This is a genomic window from Streptomyces sp. NPDC058464, assembly GCF_042721035.1.
Taxonomy (GTDB): domain Bacteria; phylum Actinomycetota; class Actinomycetes; order Streptomycetales; family Streptomycetaceae; genus Streptomyces.
The window spans coordinates 103,732-120,830 of the sequence record NZ_JBHXMA010000005.1; the positions used below are offsets into that span (position 1 = coordinate 103,732).

A 17,099-nucleotide genomic window follows, 5' to 3' on the forward strand; every position below is an offset into this window, starting at 1 on the left:
CCGGTTTCATGCGCGGCTGTCTCCGGTGGTCTCCGTGGCCTCCGTGGCCGCCGTGACGTCCATGGCGGCCACCAGACCCGCCGCCCCGCACTCCCGCGCGATGGACCGCCCCCGGCTCAGGAGGGCGGCGGACGCCCCCTCCGGCGCGTGCCCGGCGAGCGCGTACAGCGCACGGGCGTGCTCCAGGCGCGCCGGACCGGGCGCCAACAGGGCGACCGCCTCGCGGAGTTCGGGCCCGCCGTCCGGACCGCGCAGCTCTCCGGCGATCCGCAGCACCCGCCCCACCGTGCTGGGCGCTCCCCACCCGCGGGCGACCGCCAGCTGCTCCTCGGCCAGGGCCAGCGCCTCGGTCCGCCGGCCGGCGCCCGCGAGCGCCCGCACCCGCAGCAGCGACCACGGCCACCACGCGGGGTTGGCCACGGCGGGCTGGAGGTGCCGTACGTCGTCGAGGGCGGCCAGCGCCTCCTCGTACCGCCCCTCCGCGCTCAGCACGCGCGCCTCGCTCTCCCCGAGCAGCCGCCGGCCCTCCGCGCCCCGGATCCAGCCGCGCATCCGCTCCAGGCAGGCGCGGGCCCCGGCGGTGTCGCCGAGGTCGAGCAGGACGGCGGTCAGGAAGGTACGGCCCTGCGGGGCGCCCGGGGCGAGGCCCCAGATCTCCGACTGCCCGACCGCGGTCTCCAGGGAGCGGCGCGCCGCGAGCAGGTCGCCGTGGTGCCACTGGGTGAAGCCGCGCCACAGGTGCGTGGCGAGCACGGAGAACAGCGAGCCGCGCTCCACGGCGCGGGCCACCGCGACGTCCCAGAGCCCGCCGACCTCCTCGTCGGCGAGGTGCAGCACGATGCCCGCGGTGTAGAAGAGCATCTCCTCCCCGGCCGCCTGGAGCACGTCGTCGGCGACGGCGAAGCGGGCGAGCGCGACGGCCCGGGGCCGGTCGCTGCCGTCCGAGGCCAGCTCCCGGGCGAGGTTGGCGGCGAGCATCCGGGCGCCGGGGCCCTCGCCCTCGACCACCGGGTCCTCGACGGTCCGCCACAGCTTCTGGTCCAGGCCGTGCATGAAGCCGCTGATGCGCTCCAGCGCCAGCAGCCCCTGCCGTTCGTCGCTCAGCCCGGCGGGCAGCTCCGCCGCCGCCCGGCGGGCGAACTCGGTCGCCTGGCCGTGGCCGCCGGCGAAGACCAGGATCCGGGCGAGCAGCAGGGCGGCGGCCGCCCTGCGCCCCGGGTCGGTCAGGGTGTCGTACGCCTGGCGCAGATGCTCCACGGCGGCCGGACCGTTGCCGAGCATCTCGGCGCGCCCGAGGTCGAGCAGGACCTCGGGGCGGCGGTCGGGGGCGGGCGGTTCGTCGAGCGCGCGGGTGAGGTAGGTGGCGGCGGCGTCGGGGGCGCCCCGGCCCGCGGCCTCCCGGGCCGCCGCGCGGAGGACCTCCACCACGTCCGGGTCGCCCCGGTGCGGGGCGAGCAGCAGCTGGGCCGCCGTGCGTTCGGGCGGCGCACCGGCGGCGGACAGCGCACGGGCCGCCCGCTCGTGGCACAACTGCCGTTCTCCGGGAGGCAGTTCGCGGTAGACGGCCTCCCCGACCAGGGGGTGTACGAAGGCGTAGGGGTGGCCCTCGCGCAGGATCTCGGCCTGGACGAGCGGCTCGATGGCCTGTGCCGACTCCGCCTCCGGCCGTGCCATGAGCGCCGCCACCCCGGCGAGCGTCGCCGCCCCGTCCCCGAGCACGGCCACGGCCTGCGCCGCGTCCCGTGCCGCTGCGGGCAGCCGCGCCATCCGGCCGAGGACCAGCCCGGACACGGCCTGAGCCCCGGCCTCCGCGACCCCGCCGCTGTGCGCGGCGTCGGGCCGGGTCCCGCGCGCGTGCAGGGCCCGCAGCAACTGGCGCAGCAGCAGCGGGTTCCCGGCCGTGGCGCGATGGCAGGCCGCCGTGAACTCCTCCTGCGGCTCCTCGCCGAGCGTCCGGCGGACGAGACCGGCCACCCCGCTCGCCGTCAGCGGGGTGGGCCTGATCCGCACCACCGAGGGGTCCGTCGTCAGCGCCTCGGGCAACTCCTCGCCCTGCTGCGGCTCCCCGGTGCGCAGGGTGACGGCGATGAGCACCGGCAGCCCTTCCAGGCGGCCCGCCAGATACGCCAGGTACCGCACCGAGCCGCTGTCGCACCACTGGAGGTCGTCCACGGCCAGCACCAGCGGCCCTGCCGTCCGGACCAGCTGCCGCGTCAGCTCGTACAGCCCGTTCAGCACCGCGAAGCTCTGCGGCTGCGGCCCGCGCACCGCTCCGAAGACCGCCCCCGCGGCGACGGCGGCCCCGGCGAGGAGCGACTCCCCGCCGTCGCTCACCACCCTTTCGAACAGCTGGCGTACGGCCCCGTAGCCGTAGTCCTTCTCCCGGGGGCTGCCGGTCGCGGTCAAGGTGGTCACCTGCCGCGCCGCCGCCAGCTCGGCGACCTCGCCCAGCAGGCGGCTCTTGCCGATGCCGGCCGGGCCCTCGACGAGCACCACGCGGGGCTTGCCGTCCAGCGCCGAGCGGAGGCTGTCGCGCAGCTCGGCGAGCTGGGGGTCGCGCTCCACGAGTGGGTCGGTCCGTGGGGCGGTGTGCGGGGCGGTCCGCGGGGCGGTCCGCGGGGCGGTGTGCGGGGCGGTGTGCGGGTCGGTCCGTGGGTCGGTCCGCGGGGCGGTGTGCGGCACCCGGCGGGCCAGGGAGTCGAGGGCGGGGGTGCCGGAGGCCGGGGTGCCGGTGGCCGGGGCGTCGAGGGCAGGGTCCTGGGCCAGGATTCCGGCCTCCAGATCCCGCAGGGCGGCCCCCGGGGCGGTGCCGGGTCCGGCGGGCAGCAGGTGCCTCGCGCGACGGAGCGTGTCGAGGGCGTCGGCCTGGCGGTGGGCGCGGTAGAGGGCGAGGGCGAGAAGACGGCGGCGTTCTTCGCGGAGCGGGTCCTCGACGACCAGGGATTCGAGTTCGGGGACGAGGACGGCGTCCTCGCCCCGGGCGAGGCGGGCGGCGAGCAGCCGTTCGCGGGCCAGCTCACGCAGGTCGGCGAGGCGGGCCGCCTCCCGGTGGGCCCAGGGTTCGGCGGCGTACTCCGCGTAGGCCGGGCCCCGCCACAGCGCGAGCCCGGACTCCAGGACGGCCACGGCCTCCGACGGCCGGCCCGCGTCGGCGTGCGCGGCGGCGGACCGCAGCGCCTCCTCGAACCGCCAGGCGTCCACCGCGTCGGGCGCCAGCCGCAGCGCGTACCCCGCCCGCTCGCTGACGATGACGCCCCCGCGGGCCCTCGCCGCCCGCTCCGGCTCCAGGCAGCGCCGCAGATGCGAGACATGGGCCTGCAGCGAGGCGGCGGCGCGGCGCGGCGGCGCGCCGCCCCAGACCCCTTCGACCAGCCGGTCCCGGGTCACGACCGAGCCCCGGGCGACGATCAGCAGGGCGAGCACGGCCCGTTGCCGTCGCCCGCCCAGCTCCAGCGGCCGGGCCCCGAACGCGGCCCCGACCTCACCGAGCACCGACATGCGCAGTTCGTGTGGCGACACACACCGCATCAAACCAGAACATCCATTCGCCGCTGCCGCACGTGTTGCACGGAGGTCCGGCGATCGACCTCGGCGGTCAACCGGGCGCGGAATCGGCGAAGACGAACAGCCGCAGCACCAGGAACCGTCCGGCTCCGGCGAGCGCGGCGGCGCCGAGGTAGACGGCCTGCTCGGAAAGGATCCCCGGCGACGGCCGCACCATGTGCAGAACGGCGGTCGCGGCGCAGGTCACCGCGTAGGAGGCAGCGGCCGACCCCGCGGACTGCCAGTGCCGGCGCCATCCGGCGCGCCGCCCCGCCCCGAAGGTGAAACGTGCGTGGAGCTCCGTACACAGGACGGTGGAGGCGGCGGTGATCAGTGCGTTCGCCACCATCCAGGACATCAGGGCGGCGCACAGCGACACGGCGGCACTGGAGGCGACCCCGACCCCGCCGCCGCACAGGACGAAACGGGCGAAGGCGGTGGCCGGACCGGGAACGACCGGTTTCCACCGTGCGTCGCTCCGGTCGGCCGCCGTGCCCGCCTCGTGCCTGCCCGTCCGCCCCGTCCGCCCCGTCCGCCCCGTCCACGCTGCGCGCGGCGTGACCCGTGTGCCGCACCGTGATTCGCGCACCGTCTCCGGCCTCGCCGCGAGCGGCGACTTCATGGGTTTCCTTCCGGGCGGGGCAGCTGCTGACCTCGGGGGAGATGGGGCGGGCGGGACCGTCAGCTCGTGGTGTCCGAGGTGGCCGGTGCGACGGTGTTGCCGGTCACCGTGCCGGTGGCGCCGTCGATGGTGACCAGGTGCCGGACGCCGTCGGTGCCCAGCACCTCGACCTCCCACGCGCTTCCGCCGCCCTGCTCCGCGACCACGCGCAGCGCCTCCGTCCTGCTGCCGGGCACCGCCTTGCCGGCCGCCTCGATCGCCGCCGTGGCCGACACCGTCGGAAGCGGCGCAGGCGCGAGGGTCCCCGAGGTGCCGCTCCGACCGCCCTGACCGCCCTGGCTGCCCTGGCTGTTCTGGCTGCTCTGACCGCTCGCGGAGCCCTGTCGGCCGTCGCCACCGGGTCTGGACGCGCCGTTCCGGCCGTCGTGTCCGCCTCGTGCCTGCCCGTAAGCACCCTGCCGGCCGTCGCCGCCGCCCGCCTGCCGGTGGTCTGCCGTGAACCTGCCGTGGTCGCCCTTCCCGCCGTGGTCGTGGAAGACGACCGCGGCGGTACCGGTCGCGGCCGCGGCCGCCAGGAGAACCGCGACGCCGAGGACGGCCCCGCGGCGCCGGGTGACCCGGGGGAGGCGCGCCCGGAAGTTCTTGACCGGCTTGGCCGGCTCCGGCAGCGCGACCGGCGCGTCCGCCGTCGACTCGGGCTGCGGCTGCGGCTGCGGCTGCGGCGGTTCGGGTTGGGACATGCGCGGGCTCCTGATCGCCTCGACCGGCCCGGTGCCGGCGGCTGCGCTCAGCTTGGAACGCCGTTGCTGAAGCCAGGCTGAAGGTCGCTGAAGACGTCTTCAGCCACCGCAGGCCCGCCGTGCGAGGCTGTATGACGTGCGCGTACTGGTGGTCGAGGACGAGAAGCGGCTGGCCGCCGCCCTGCAGCGGGGTCTCAGGGCCGAGGGGTTCACCGTCGACGTCGCCCACGACGGGAACCAGGGACTCTGGCTCGCCCTGGAGCACGACTACGACGTGATCGTGCTCGACATCATGCTGCCCGGCCTCAACGGCTACCGGGTCTGCGCCAGGCTGCGCTCGGCCGGGAGCGACACACCGATCCTGATGCTCACCGCCAAGGACGGGGAGTACGACGAGGCCGAGGCGCTGGACACCGGTGCCGACGACTTCCTGTCCAAGCCGTTCTCCTACGTCGTCCTGGTCGCCCGGCTCCGCGCGCTGCACCGCCGTACCGGCCACCGGATCCCTCCGGCGTTCCGGCTCGGCGACCTGGTGATCGACCCGGCGGGCCACACCTGCGTCCGCGGCGGCAGCGAAGTCCGGCTCACCGCACGGGAGTTCGCCATCCTGGAGTACCTGGCCCGGCGGGCCGGCGAGGTGGTGTCCAAGCGCGAGATCCTCGAACACGTCTGGGACTCGGCCTTCGAGGCGGACCCCAACGTCGTCGAGGTCCACGTCAGCGCCGTACGCCGCAAGATCGACACCGCCTTCGGGCGCTGCGCCCTGGAGACCATCCGCGGCGCCGGCTACCGGCTGGCGGCCGACGGTGGCTAGACGATTCGTCCCCCATGCCGGCGAGGTACCGGCAGCGGCCCGGCGGCTGCGCTTCGCCGCCGTGAAGCTCGTACGGCACCCGTGGCCGGGGTCGGTGCGGGCCCGGGCGACGCTCGGGGCGACCGCGGTCGTCGCCCTCGCCCTGACCGCGGCCTCCTTCGCGCTGTTCGCCCTGCTGCACTCCGACCTCCAGCGCAACGCCAACGACGCGGCCACCGCGCAGGCGGACACCGTCGGTCAGCTGGCCGCCGAGGGCAAGCTGCCCGACCTGCTGCCGCTCTCCCACGGCGCCGACTTCATCCAGGTCGTCGACAGCAGTGGGCGCGTGGTGGCCGCCAGCCAGAACCTCGCCGGCCGCCCGGCCGTCGCCCACCTGCGCCCGCACGAGGGCAGGCTGCGCGCCACCTGGTCCGGCGAGCCGTTCGGCGAAGGGCACCGCCAGCGGATCGTCGCCGTCACCGCCCGGACCCCCAGCGGCACGGTCACCGTGTACGCGGGTACGTCGCTGCGGGACGCGGACGCGGCCGACGAGATCACCAAGGCCGCGCTGGGCATCGGCACCCCGCTGCTGCTGGCCACGGTCGCCCTGGTCACCTGGTGGGTGACCGGCCGGGCCCTGCGTCCGGTGGAGGCCATCCGCTCCGAGGTCGCCGAGATCACCGGGCACGCGCTGCACCGCCGCGTCCCGGTGCCGGCCGCCCAGGACGAGGTGGCCCGCCTCGCCCGCACCATGAACGCCACCCTCGACCGCCTGGAGGACGCCGACGTCCGCCAGCGCCGGTTCATCGCGGACGCCTCGCACGAACTGCGCAGCCCCATCACCGTCCTGCGCACCCAGCTGGAGGTCGCCCTCGCCCATCCGGACCCGGCCCTCTGGCCCGACCTGGTCAGTGACGCCCTGGAGGACACCGTCCGGCTCCAGGACCTCGCCGCCGACCTGCTGCTCCTCGCCCGCCTGGACACGGCCGAGCCGGTCAGCCGCGTCCCGCTGGACCTGGCCGAGCTCTGCCGTACGACCGTTGCCGCGCGGCACGGCGACCGGCTCCCCGTCGACACCAGCCTGCAACCCGGCGTCACCGTGGAGGGCCACCGCGGCTGGCTGGTCAGACTCCTCACCAACCTCCTCGACAACGCCCAACGGCATGCCGACCGCCGTGTCGAACTGGTGCTGCGCGCCGACCCGGACGCCGGGACGGCCGTACTGGAGGTGACCGACGACGGCCCCGGCATTCCGGAGGCCGACCGCGAGCGGGTCTTCGAGCGCTTCACCCGCCTGGACGACGCCCGCAGCCGGGACCACGGCGGAGCCGGCCTCGGGCTGGCCATCGCCCGCGACATCGCCCATCAGCACCACGGCACCCTCCGCGCCGAACCCCGCCCGCACGGCGCCGTCATCGTCGCCCGCCTCCCGCTGTCGCCGTCCGGAGCGCGCCCTTGAGACCGGCCGACCCCGGCCGCCCCCGACCCCGGCCGACCCCGGCCGACAGCGGTCCGAATCGGCCTTCTCGCCGTCACGGTCCGACCGCGTCCACGACGACGTGCCCTGCCCGGCGGTCCGCGCGGAGCACCGCGCGGGCCGCCCCGAGGATCTCCTCGTCCATCTCCGGCCCGGAGGCCAGCACCCCGAGCAGCCGGGTCCGCCACACATCGGGATCCGTCTCGTACGCGTGCAGCACCCGTAGGCCGTATCCGCCCCGCACGCCGTCGGCGCCCTCGGACAGCCGTCGTCGGACCGTCTCCCGCAGGACGGCGTGGAGGTCGTGGACGACTCCTCGCGAGGTGCCGGTCAGTCCGGCCGCCGCCCCCGTGGCCAACGCGGTCGCCACCAACTCCACTTCGGTCACGTGGACCCCCTTCGGTTGTGCGGGTTGTGCGATGTCGTGCGCATCACCGTGTCCGGGGGTGCTGCAATTCTGATGAAATTCCGATGACGCGGGCGGGCGGAGGCGCAGGGGTGGACGACGGGTCTCCTCAGGTGCTGCGGTTCGAAGTGCTGGGGCCGTTACGGGCGTGGCGGGGCGGGACGCCGCTGGAGCTGGGGCCGGTCAAGCGGCAGACCGTGCTGGCCGCGCTGCTGCTGCGCCGAGGGGCCGTGGTGAGCCATACGCGGCTGCTCGACGCGGTGTGGGGCGAGGAGCCGCCCGCGGGCGGCCACAAGGTGCTGCCCACCCATGTCAACTCGCTGCGCAGGGTGCTCGATCCGGGACGCACCCCGCCCGCGGAGTCGGTGATCCGCAGCGGCAAGGGCTGGTACCGCTTCGTCGTCGACGGGGTCGGGCTCGACACGGCGGATCTGGACGAACGGGGCGGCGCGGCGCTGGGTACCGTCGCATCGGGCGACCTGGCCGCCGCGGCGGAGCAACTCTCCGCGGTCCTCGGCCTGTTCCGGGGCGAGCCGCTGGCCGGGCTGCCGGGACCGTTCGCGCAGGAGGAGCGGCAGCGGTGGGAGGAGCGCCGGCGGACGTTCCGGCTTGAGTGGCTCAAGTGCCTGGTCCTGCTGGGCCGGTTCGGCGATGCCCTCGACGACCTGAGCGGGTTGTCGGCATCCTCGGCATCCTCGGCGTCCTCGGCCGCCGACCGCTACGACGAGTCGCTGACGGCCTTGCGCATCCGGGCCCTGTACGGCCACGGACGCCGGGCGGAAGCGCTCAGAACCTACGAGGACCTGCGCATACGACTGCGGGACGAACTCGGAGCCGATCCCGGCGAGGAACTGCGCCGGGTGCACGAAGCGGTACTCCGCCAGGACGACACCTTCCTCCTGCACCCACCTCCGTCGGTGCACGCCACGTCGCGCGAGGGCGCCGTGCCGGCCGAACTCCCGCACGACACCCCGGGTTTCGCCGGCCGCAGCGGCGAACTCGACCGGCTCCACTCGCTGCTTGCGCCCGCGGGGGCACACGGGACGGCGAAGACCGTGGTCATCTCCGCCATCGGCGGCGCCGCCGGCATCGGCAAGACCGCGCTGGCCGTGCACTGGGCACACCAGGTCCGCGACCGCTTCCCGGACGGCCAGCTCTACGTCAACCTGCACGGGTTCGACCACGACCGGCAACCCCTCGAACCCGGCGAGGCCCTGGAACTGCTGCTGCGCAGCCTGGGGCTCGCGGCGGCGGAGATCCCCCCGCACCACGAGGCCCAGAGCCGGGTGTTCCGGACCCTGCTGGCCGACCGGCGCATGCTCGTCCTGCTGGACAACGCGGCCTCCGCCGATCAGGTACGTCCGCTGTTGCCGTCCGGCCAGGCCTGCTGCGTCCTCGTCACCAGCCGCAACCGGCTCGGCGATCTCGTCGCCCACGACGGTGCCCATGCCCTGCCGCTGGACCTCCTCCAGCCGGACGAGGCCCGCGCGCTGCTGAGCCGGACCCTCGGCACGGACCGGGTCGACGACGACCGGCACGCGGTCGACGAACTGATCCTGCTCTGCGGCAGCCTCCCCCTGGCTCTGCGGGTGGCCGCCGCCAGGTTGGCGGACGACCCGGTGCTGCGGACGGCCGACCTCGTCGCCGAGATGACCGAGGGCGGCAAGCTGGAGGCGCTGGAGCCGGACAGCGACGCCAACTCCCCTTTGCGTACGGCGTTCTCGGTGTCGTACCGGGTTCTGGCGCCCGGCGCGCGCCGGCTGTTCCGGCTGCTCGGCCTGTTCCCCGGGGCGGAGTTCACCACCGAGGTCGCGGCGGCGCTCCTGGACGCGCCGCTGTCGCAGGCCCGGAGGCTGGTCGGTGCACTGGTCTCGGCCCACCTGATCGAGCCCGCGACGGCGGGCCGGTACCGGTTCCACGATCTCCTTCGTGAGTACGCGCAGGAGTGTGCGGTGGCGGAGGAGGCGGCGCCGGACCGTGCAGCCGCCCTCGAACGAGTCCTGATCTGGTACCTGCACGCCACCCGGACCACCGCGGGGGCCGGGCTCTTTCCCGAACTGCCCGACGGTCTCCGTCCCGGCAGGCACCCGGGCATGCCGTCGGCCGTCGCCGCCGGGCCGTGGCTGGACGCGGAACGGGCGAATCTGCTCGCCGTCATCAACCATGCCGCCCACCACGGCCCCCGTCCGGTCGCCTGGTACCTGGCCTCCGCGCTGTTCAGCGACTTCTGGATGCATCTGCCACGGAAGACCTGGCAGACCACCGCGCAGACGGCGCTGGAGGCGGCCGAGGCCGAGGGGGATCCGTTCGGCCAGGCGGCGATGCACTCCAGCCTCGCCGCGGCACGGTGGGACCGGGGGCATGTCCGGCAGGTGATGGAACACGCCTCCCGCGCACTGGACATCAGCCGGGAGCTCGGCTGGGCGACGGGCGAGGCGTCGGGGCTCGGCCTCAGGGGCTTCGCGCAGTGGAGCATGGCGCGCCTCGACCGTGCGCACGACGATTTCACCACCGGTCTCCGCCTCTTCCGCCAGACCGGGCACCGCTACTTCGCAGGTTTCGGGATGGTCGGCCTCGGTATGGCCTGCCGGGATCTGGGCCGGCTGCACGAGGCCGCCGGACACCTCGAACGTGCCGTCCGCCTGGAGGCTGAGGTCAGCTGGTGGAACGCCAGCTCGGCCCTGCAGATCCTGGGCGGGGTGTACTGGGAACTCGGCCGTCTCACCGACGGACTCGACCTCCTCGGCCCGGAGGTGGCCTCCGACCGGCGGGCGGGCTACCGCGACGGCCACGCGATGATGCTCGCCGCCCTCGCGAAGATCAGCATCGAACTCGGCCGCCACGAGGAAGGGCTGGAGCAGGCCGAGCGCGCGTACGCGCTGGTCGAGGAGACGAAACGGCACTGGGTCCAGTCCGGCATCCTCAACACGGTCGCAGCGGCCCGGCGACGGCTGAGGCAGCCGGACCTGGCCGTGCGGGTCGGCGAGCAGGCCCTCGCCCTGGCCCGCGAGGCACGGTTCGCCCGGGCCGAGGCGGACAGCCTCCTGTGTCTCTCCCTCACCCACCACGAGACGGGCCGGTACGACGAGGGCCGCCGCCATGCCGAACAGGCGCTGGCCCTGGCCCGCGCCCACTCGTTCCGGGTGGTGGAGGGCCAGGCCCTGACAGCCCTGAGCGAGACGGCGGAGGCCCAGGAAGCACACGGCAGGGCCGTCGAGCTCGGCCGGCAGGCGCTGGCCGTGCACCGCGAGACCGGCCACCGGCCCGGCGAGGCCCGCACCCTCTTCTCGCTCGCCCGCGCCCACCGGAGCACCGACGGCGCCGCCGCCGAACTGATGGGACGACAGGCAAGGACCATCTTCTCGGACATCGGCGTGCCCGAGACGGAGTACGAGGGCGGTGCGTAGGGCGCGACCTGCCCCGGTCATGGCTCGCACACGTGTCTAGGCGGGTGGCCACCACCGAGGGAGCTGCACCGTGTCCGTCCGCCCCAGCCTGCTGTTCGTGACCGATCTCGCCTACCAGGCCCGCGGGCGGCGCCACTGCGACGAGGACATCCACCTGATCTCCCGGCTGCGCGACGCCTTCGACCTCGCGCTCTGCCACCCCCTGGACGCCTCGCCGCGCGTCTGATCCGAGACGACGGGCCGGTATCAGCTCCAGGGCAGGCCGAGGAGCACGCGCCACGGACCCTGGCCGGGCATCACCAGCGTGGGTACCTGCTGTGCGGTGCCCGGCTGGGTGGAGGGCTGCTGGGTGGTGGGCTGCTGGCCAGTGGGCTGCTGGGTGGTGGGCTGCTGGTTCGCCGTGGTGCCCGGGGCCTGCGCGGCTCCGGTGGCCCACAGCTGGTCGACACGCGAGCGCTCGGCGGCGTTCGGGTAGCGGTTGGTGCAGGACGGGCCGGCGCCGCCGCCCGACATCAGCTCACTGCACGGCCCGCTGTAGTCGTCCTGCAGGCCCAGTACGTGCCCGGTCTCGTGGGCGACGACGCGGACCGAGTCGTACTGCCGGCTCTGGGTGTAGTCGATGAAGATGTAGCCGCTTCCGTGGCCGTTGGTGGAGGCGTAGGACCCGCGCTGGTCGTTGCCCTCGTAGTAGGAGAAGTCGGCGCCGCTCGAAGCCTCCTGCAGCTTGACGTTCGACTCGGAGCTGTTCCAGATCGAGGCCGCGCTCGCTATCTGCGAACGGAAGCTCGGTGCCCGGGAGTCGTCGTAGGTGATGGTCACCGCCTGCGCGTTCGGCTGGGCGGCGCGCTTCGCGGCGACCGACTTGAGCACGGCCTCGAAGAACGCCTTGTTGTTCGCGGCCTCCTCACCCGATCCGTCGTACCGCGCCACGGAGGCACCGGCGGAGGTGGTGGGGGCGGTGGGGGCGGCGGCCGTGCGGGCGCTCGCCGGTGCCGCCGCGCCCAGTCCGCCGGCGGCGAGACCCAGGCCGAGGGCGAGAGCGAGACCCAGGGGTCTCGCGGACGTTCGGGACGAGTTCATGTGGGGGGCTCCTACTCACTCGGTGACGCCTGGACCCGGTGCATGGTCGGCTCTGCGTGCACACCGGTTCCGAACTGCGGCGACGTCCTGTGGGTCGACATTCTTAGGACGGCTTCACAGGGAGCGCAAAGGGGTCTCGCCACTACCTCGCTTCGTAGGTCCCGGAGCCGTGCCGGGGCGGTGTCCGGGTCTCCGGTCCGCACCGCGCGGCGGGAGGAGGAGCTGAGGTGACGTCAGAAGCCTTGCGGGGCAGGGTGGTGGGCATGTGAGACGGCCGGGTGGAAATCCGGGGCATGAGCCAGGGTCCGCATTCACGCCAAGACGGACAAATGGCTAAATGTCTGCCACCTCGCGTCTACTAAGCACGCCGGTGGATTGACCGAATGCTGTGACCGACGTCATAGAACATGGTCTTCCGGTTATTTCGTGCTTTACCGGCCCCGGGTCGGACCCCCCGGGCGCGGCCGTCGGCTGAACCCCGGGAGCGGGCGGTGCGTATGAATTTCCGCGGGGGCAGCTCCGGTCTCTGCCCCGGGTCGGAAGGAGAGCGCCGTGCCCACACCGCCCGCGTCCGAGGCACCGGACGACCGCACTGCGCTGGAGCCCATCCGCGTGCTGCGCCCGCGCAACACCGACGCGCTGGCCCAGCTGCTCGTCGACATACGCCAGGACAAGGACTACCGCGGCCGCGCGACCGCGACCGCGGCTGCACCCGCCGCCCCCACCCCGGCCGACGGCGAGACGGAGGAACTCCCGCCCGTCCGCGCCGGTGAGACGGCGGAACTTCCTCCCGTCCCCGGCAGGAAGGCGGAGGAACGTCGCGCACCCGACGGCCGCACCCGCCCGTCGCGTCCGGCGGACCGCCCGCGCCTGGGACCCGGACAGCGCCGGGCGGCCGTGGTGATCGGGGTCGCCGCGGCGGCCGTCGTCGGCTTCGGCTGCTCCCTCCTGGTCCCCGGCCGCACCGAGGCCACCCCGGCCGCTCCGTCGGCTCGCGCGTCGGCCGCCCCGACGTCGGCCGCCCCGACGTCGGCCGCCCCGACGTCGGCCGCCCCGACGTCGGCGGCCCCGACGTCGGCCGCCGCGGGCGCGGTCGGGACCGCCGGCGTCCTGGCCGACCCCGGCTTCGAGTCGGGCGGCCTCTCGCCGTGGAACTGCGCCGGCAACCCGGGCTCGATCGTTTCCTCCCCCGTCCACTCGGGCTCCAAGGCCCTCCAGGGGACGGTGAGTTCGAGCGACACCGGGCAGTGCGACCAGACCGTCGCGGTACGGCCGGACACCGCCTACTCGCTGAGCGGCTGGGTCCGCGGCTCCTACGTCTACCTGGGCGTGAACGGCGGCGCCTCCACCTGGGCCGACTCGCCCTCCGGATACAGCCGACTGACCGTCTCCTTCACCACGGGCGCCGCCCAGACCAGCGTGACGATCTACGTGCACGGCTGGTACGCACAGGGCGATTACCTCGCCGACGACATCACCCTGGACGGACCCGGCGACGGCCACACCTGAGCGCTCGGCCGACACAGCGGTGACGCCCCTGTGACGGCACCCCGTTCCCCGACCGACCAGGACCCGCCCGGTCCGCTGAGCGGAAAGAGGCATGACACCCGCCCCCGGCCTGGTCACGCTGGCTGCCTCAGGCACATGCGGACGGCATGGCAGACGGCACCGGCCGCTCGACCTGCGGCCGCGACACGGGGGAACGGACGACGACTGATGGCCCGGAACGAACGGACGGCGGAGCCGCGCGGAGACCGTACGACTGCACGGGAACAGGAGCGCGCCGTACTGCGCCTGTTCGGCACCTTCCGGCTGGAGGGAGCGAACGGGGACGTCGCCGTGCCGGCGAGCGCACAACGGCTGCTGGCCTATCTCGGACTGCACCGGGGCGCGCCCCGTTCGGTCGTCGCCGGGACACTGTGGCCCGACGTCACCGAGGAGCACGCGCACGGCAGTCTGCGGACGGTGCTCTGGCGGCTGCGCCGGATGCGGCAGCCGGCGGTCCGCACCGACGGCGACAGCCTGTGCCTGGCGGACGGCGTCCGCGTCGACGTCGACGACTTCACCCGGGCGGCACTGGGACTGACCGGTTCCGCACCGGCTCCGGGGGACACGCCGTCCCCGCTCGTCCTCCTCGACAGCGGTGAACTGCTGCCCGGCTGGGACGAGGAGTGGATCCACCCGGAGCGGGAGCGGCTGCGCCAGCTCCGCCTGCACGCACTCGAGTCGCTGAGCGTCCGGCTCACCGTCCGCGGCTGCTACGCGCTCGCGCTGGAGGCGGCCCTCAGATGCGTCGCGATCGAGCCCCTGCGCGAGAGCGCCCACTGCGCGGTGGTGGCCGTCCACCTCGCCGAGAACAACATCGTGGAGGCCATCCGGCACTACGAGGCGTTCCGGCGCCTGCTCGGCGAGGAACTCGGACTCGAACCCTCACCACGCCTGGCCGGCATGTTCCCGCACCGGGTCAGGGAGCGGTACCCCGAGACGGGGCTGATACGACGGTGACGTCCTCGCCGGGGGTGTCCGCAGCCGCCGGTGTCCGCAGGCTGCCGTAGCGCTCCATGCGCTGCCAGCGCAGTCGCGAGCCGGACACGGCGGTGAAGACGGACTGGACGACCACCAGGTACATCAGCTGGCGGTGGACGAACTGCTGCAGGGGCAGGCTCCACAGCGGGCCCGGGTGCTCCCCGTCCAGGCGGAACGCGTACAGGCCCATCAGCAGTTGCAGCAGCAGGAAGGCGAGCCAGAGCGCGGTGATCCGCAGCGGGTCGAGGAAGACCAGGCCGTAGAGGGCGAAGACGTCGACCACGGGGGCGAGCAGCGGCAGCAGGACCTGGAAGAGGAGGAGGTACACCAGGCCCCGGCGGCCCAGCTTGCCGGCGGCGCCGCCCTGCACCAGTGCGCCCCGGTGCTTCCACATCGCCTGCAGGGTGCCGTAGCACCAGCGGTACCGCTGCCGCCACAGGGCGCCGAGCGACGCGGGCGCCTCGGTCCAGGCCACCGCGCCCTCCTCGTACACCACACGCCAGCCGGCCCGGCACAGCGCCATGGTGAGGTCGGTGTCCTCGGCGAGGGTGGCGTCGCCGACCCCGCCGAGGGCGAGCAGGGCCCGGCGGCGGAACGCCCCGACCGCTCCGGGCACGGTCGGCATGCACTCGGCGAGGTCGAACAGGCGGCGGTCGAGGTTGAAGCCGACCACGTACTCGATGTGCTGCCAGCGGCCCAGCAGGCCACCGCGGTTGACGACCTTCGCGTTCCCCGAGACGGCGCCGACGCCGGGGTCGGCGAAGGGCTGCACGATCGTGCGGACGGCGTCGGGTTCGAAGACCGTGTCGCCGTCGACCATGACCACCAGGTCGCAGGAGGCGGCGGCCAGGCCGGTGTTGAGCGCGGCGGGCTTGCCCGCGTTCCGCTGCCGGATCACCCGCACCCCCGGCAGCCCCAGGGACTCCACCAGGTCGGCGGTGCCGTCGGTGGAGCCGTCGTCCACCACGATGATCTCCACCGGATGGTCCGAGGCGACCAGGGAGCGTACGGCCGCCTCGATGCCGGCGCTCTCGTTGTACGCCGGGACGATGACGCTGACCGGTTCGGTCACCGGCGGCCCCCACGGTTTGGCCCGGCGCCCGGTCCGCAGCCGTCGGTGCCGCCGGGCCGCGACCAGGACGACCGCCGCCCGCAGCACGCTGATCGCTCCGGCCGCGTACATCAGCACGCCGAGCAGCCGTATGGTCCAGTCGCCGAGCTGGAGCATCCTGATGAGGGCCATGCCCTGGAGGCGGTCGCCCAGTCCGGCGGGCTGGACGGGGCCGGCCATGCCGACCGCGGCGCCGACCGTCTCGAACCGGAAGCCCCGCGCCTTGAGCCGGGGGATCAGGGTGTTCAGGGCGGCGACCGTCTGGGCGCGGTCGCCGCCGGCGTCGTGCATCAGCACGATCTGCCCGGCCCTGCCGTGCGGGGTCGCGTTCGCGAGGACGCGAGCGGTGCCGGGGCGCTGCCAGTCCTCGGCGTCCAGGGTGGACAGCACGGTGACGTACCCGGCCGTGCCGGCCTGCTTCAGGACGGACCAGTCGGCGTCGTCCAGCGCGTCGTTCTCCGAGGAGTACGGCGGCCTGAGCAGCCCGGTGGTGACACCGGCCGCCCCGGCCACCGCCAGCTGGGTCTCGCGCAGCTCCAGCGAGCGCTGCCAGGGGGCGAGACGGGAGAGGTCGGGGTGGGTGAAGGTGTGGATACCGATCTGGTGGCCCTCGGCGACGATGCGCCGGACCAGTTCCGGGTGGGCCACGACCTGGGTGCCGACGACGAAGAACGTCGCGTGCACGTGGTTGCGGCGCAGCACGTCGAGGATGCGGGGCGTCCAGACGGGGTCGGGGCCGTCGTCGAAGGTGAGGGCGATGGTGCGGGTCTTCGGGCGGGCGGTGTGCGGAGAGCCGGCGGCGTCCGCGATCACGGGCCCGCCGTGGGCCACCTGTCCGGGCACGGTGTCGGCACGGCCCCGGGGGCCGGTCACGTCGTCCGAGGTGATCCCGAACATGTGGTGGGTGTAGCCCTGCAGCAGGAGGGCCGCCGACAGGGTCACCACGAGCACGCACAGCAGCAGCCAGTGCGTACGGGGGGTGCCCCGGGGGGCCCGGGAGGCCCTGGAGGTACGGCCGCGGAGGCGGGGCACGGCGGTGCGGCGGGGTGCGGCGGAACGGCGCCGGCGGTCGGTCGGGGCGGTCACGTCAGGGCCTCGGGTCACTTCACGGGCTTGTGGGACGCGGCGTTGGCGCGCCCCTTGGCGGAGGGCGCGTCGGTGCCGGTGGGGGCACCGGCACCGGTGGCGGGGCTTGCGGTCGCGGTCGGGGAGGCGGTCGGGGAGGCGGTTGCGGTGGACGTCGCGGTGGCGGCGGACGTGGCCGCGGCGGTGGCCCCCGGGGCTGCCGCGGCCGCCGGAAGGCCGGACCGGCCGGGCGGGGGGCGCCGTGCCCGCCGGCGTGAGGTAGCCGACGCCCCGCCGGGGGGCCGCCCGCGCCGCCGTCGGGCCGGGGC

Annotated in this window: 10 protein-coding genes and 3 pseudogenes; 6 read left to right on the forward strand and 7 right to left on the reverse strand. The window is 74.8% G+C overall.

The window, feature by feature from the left end:
* Positions 1-6: 6 nt before the first annotated feature.
* The 3 genes from ACFWPQ_RS09235 to ACFWPQ_RS09245 form a co-directional block, all read right to left on the reverse strand.
* A complete protein-coding gene (locus tag ACFWPQ_RS09235) occupies positions 7-3,519 on the reverse strand; it encodes a BTAD domain-containing putative transcriptional regulator (RefSeq protein WP_384031552.1) in 3,513 nt (1,170 codons plus the stop codon).
* Between the two features lie 76 nt (positions 3,520-3,595).
* Positions 3,596-3,961 carry a GtrA family protein gene (locus ACFWPQ_RS09240; protein ID WP_384031920.1) on the reverse strand — a complete coding sequence of 122 codons (366 nt, stop codon included), beginning with the start codon at positions 3,959-3,961 and terminating at the stop codon, positions 3,596-3,598.
* 263 nt (positions 3,962-4,224) lie between these two features.
* On the reverse strand, positions 4,225-4,905 hold the full coding sequence (locus tag ACFWPQ_RS09245; protein ID WP_384031554.1) for a PepSY domain-containing protein: 681 nt from the start codon (positions 4,903-4,905) through the stop codon (positions 4,225-4,227).
* A gap of 136 nt (positions 4,906-5,041) precedes the next feature.
* Between ACFWPQ_RS09245 and ACFWPQ_RS09250 the strand changes: the two genes are divergently transcribed.
* Together ACFWPQ_RS09250 and ACFWPQ_RS09255 are read left to right on the forward strand one after the other, a co-directional pair.
* Positions 5,042-5,719, forward strand: a complete 678-nt coding sequence (locus ACFWPQ_RS09250; protein ID WP_361305257.1) for a response regulator transcription factor — start codon at positions 5,042-5,044, stop codon at positions 5,717-5,719.
* Positions 5,720-5,780: 61 nt separating this feature from the next.
* Positions 5,781-7,157: a sensor histidine kinase gene (locus ACFWPQ_RS09255; protein WP_384031922.1), complete on the forward strand. Its 1,377-nt coding sequence runs from the start codon at positions 5,781-5,783 to the stop codon at positions 7,155-7,157.
* A 73-nt stretch (positions 7,158-7,230) separates the two neighbouring features.
* On the opposite strand, the gene ACFWPQ_RS09260 is transcribed toward ACFWPQ_RS09255, so the two are convergent.
* Positions 7,231-7,563 (reverse strand): hypothetical protein, encoded by a 333-nt coding sequence (locus ACFWPQ_RS09260; RefSeq protein ID WP_384031557.1) that lies wholly within the window; start codon positions 7,561-7,563, stop codon positions 7,231-7,233.
* Positions 7,564-7,673: 110 nt separating this feature from the next.
* Here ACFWPQ_RS09260 and ACFWPQ_RS09265 point away from each other — a divergent pair, with 110 nt between their 5' ends.
* Positions 7,674-10,988, forward strand: a complete 3,315-nt coding sequence (locus ACFWPQ_RS09265; protein ID WP_384031559.1) for a BTAD domain-containing putative transcriptional regulator — start codon at positions 7,674-7,676, stop codon at positions 10,986-10,988.
* 70 nt (positions 10,989-11,058) lie between these two features.
* Positions 11,059-11,214 (forward strand): hypothetical protein, encoded by a 156-nt coding sequence (locus ACFWPQ_RS09270; RefSeq protein WP_384031946.1) that lies wholly within the window; start codon positions 11,059-11,061, stop codon positions 11,212-11,214.
* A 197-nt stretch (positions 11,215-11,411) separates the two neighbouring features.
* Here the strand turns inward: ACFWPQ_RS09270 and snpA are convergent.
* A pseudogene (snpA, locus tag ACFWPQ_RS09275) lies at positions 11,412-12,068 on the reverse strand (snapalysin); the annotation flags it as partial.
* 1,101 nt (positions 12,069-13,169) lie between these two features.
* Between snpA and ACFWPQ_RS09280 the strand changes: the two are divergent.
* Together ACFWPQ_RS09280 and ACFWPQ_RS09285 are read left to right on the forward strand one after the other, a co-directional pair.
* Positions 13,170-13,568: pseudogene (locus ACFWPQ_RS09280) on the forward strand (carbohydrate binding domain-containing protein); the annotation flags it as partial.
* A 216-nt stretch (positions 13,569-13,784) separates the two neighbouring features.
* Positions 13,785-14,573, forward strand: a complete 789-nt coding sequence (locus tag ACFWPQ_RS09285) for a BTAD domain-containing putative transcriptional regulator (RefSeq protein WP_384031560.1) — start codon at positions 13,785-13,787, stop codon at positions 14,571-14,573.
* Here ACFWPQ_RS09285 and ACFWPQ_RS09290 read toward each other — a convergent pair.
* Entirely contained in the window at positions 14,533-16,791 is a 2,259-nt protein-coding gene (locus ACFWPQ_RS09290; protein ID WP_384031562.1) for a bifunctional polysaccharide deacetylase/glycosyltransferase family 2 protein, read from the reverse strand. The two genes, ACFWPQ_RS09285 and ACFWPQ_RS09290, sit on opposite strands and share 41 nt — an antisense overlap.
* A gap of 14 nt (positions 16,792-16,805) precedes the next feature.
* A pseudogene (locus ACFWPQ_RS09295) lies at positions 16,806-17,099 on the reverse strand (hypothetical protein); the annotation flags it as partial.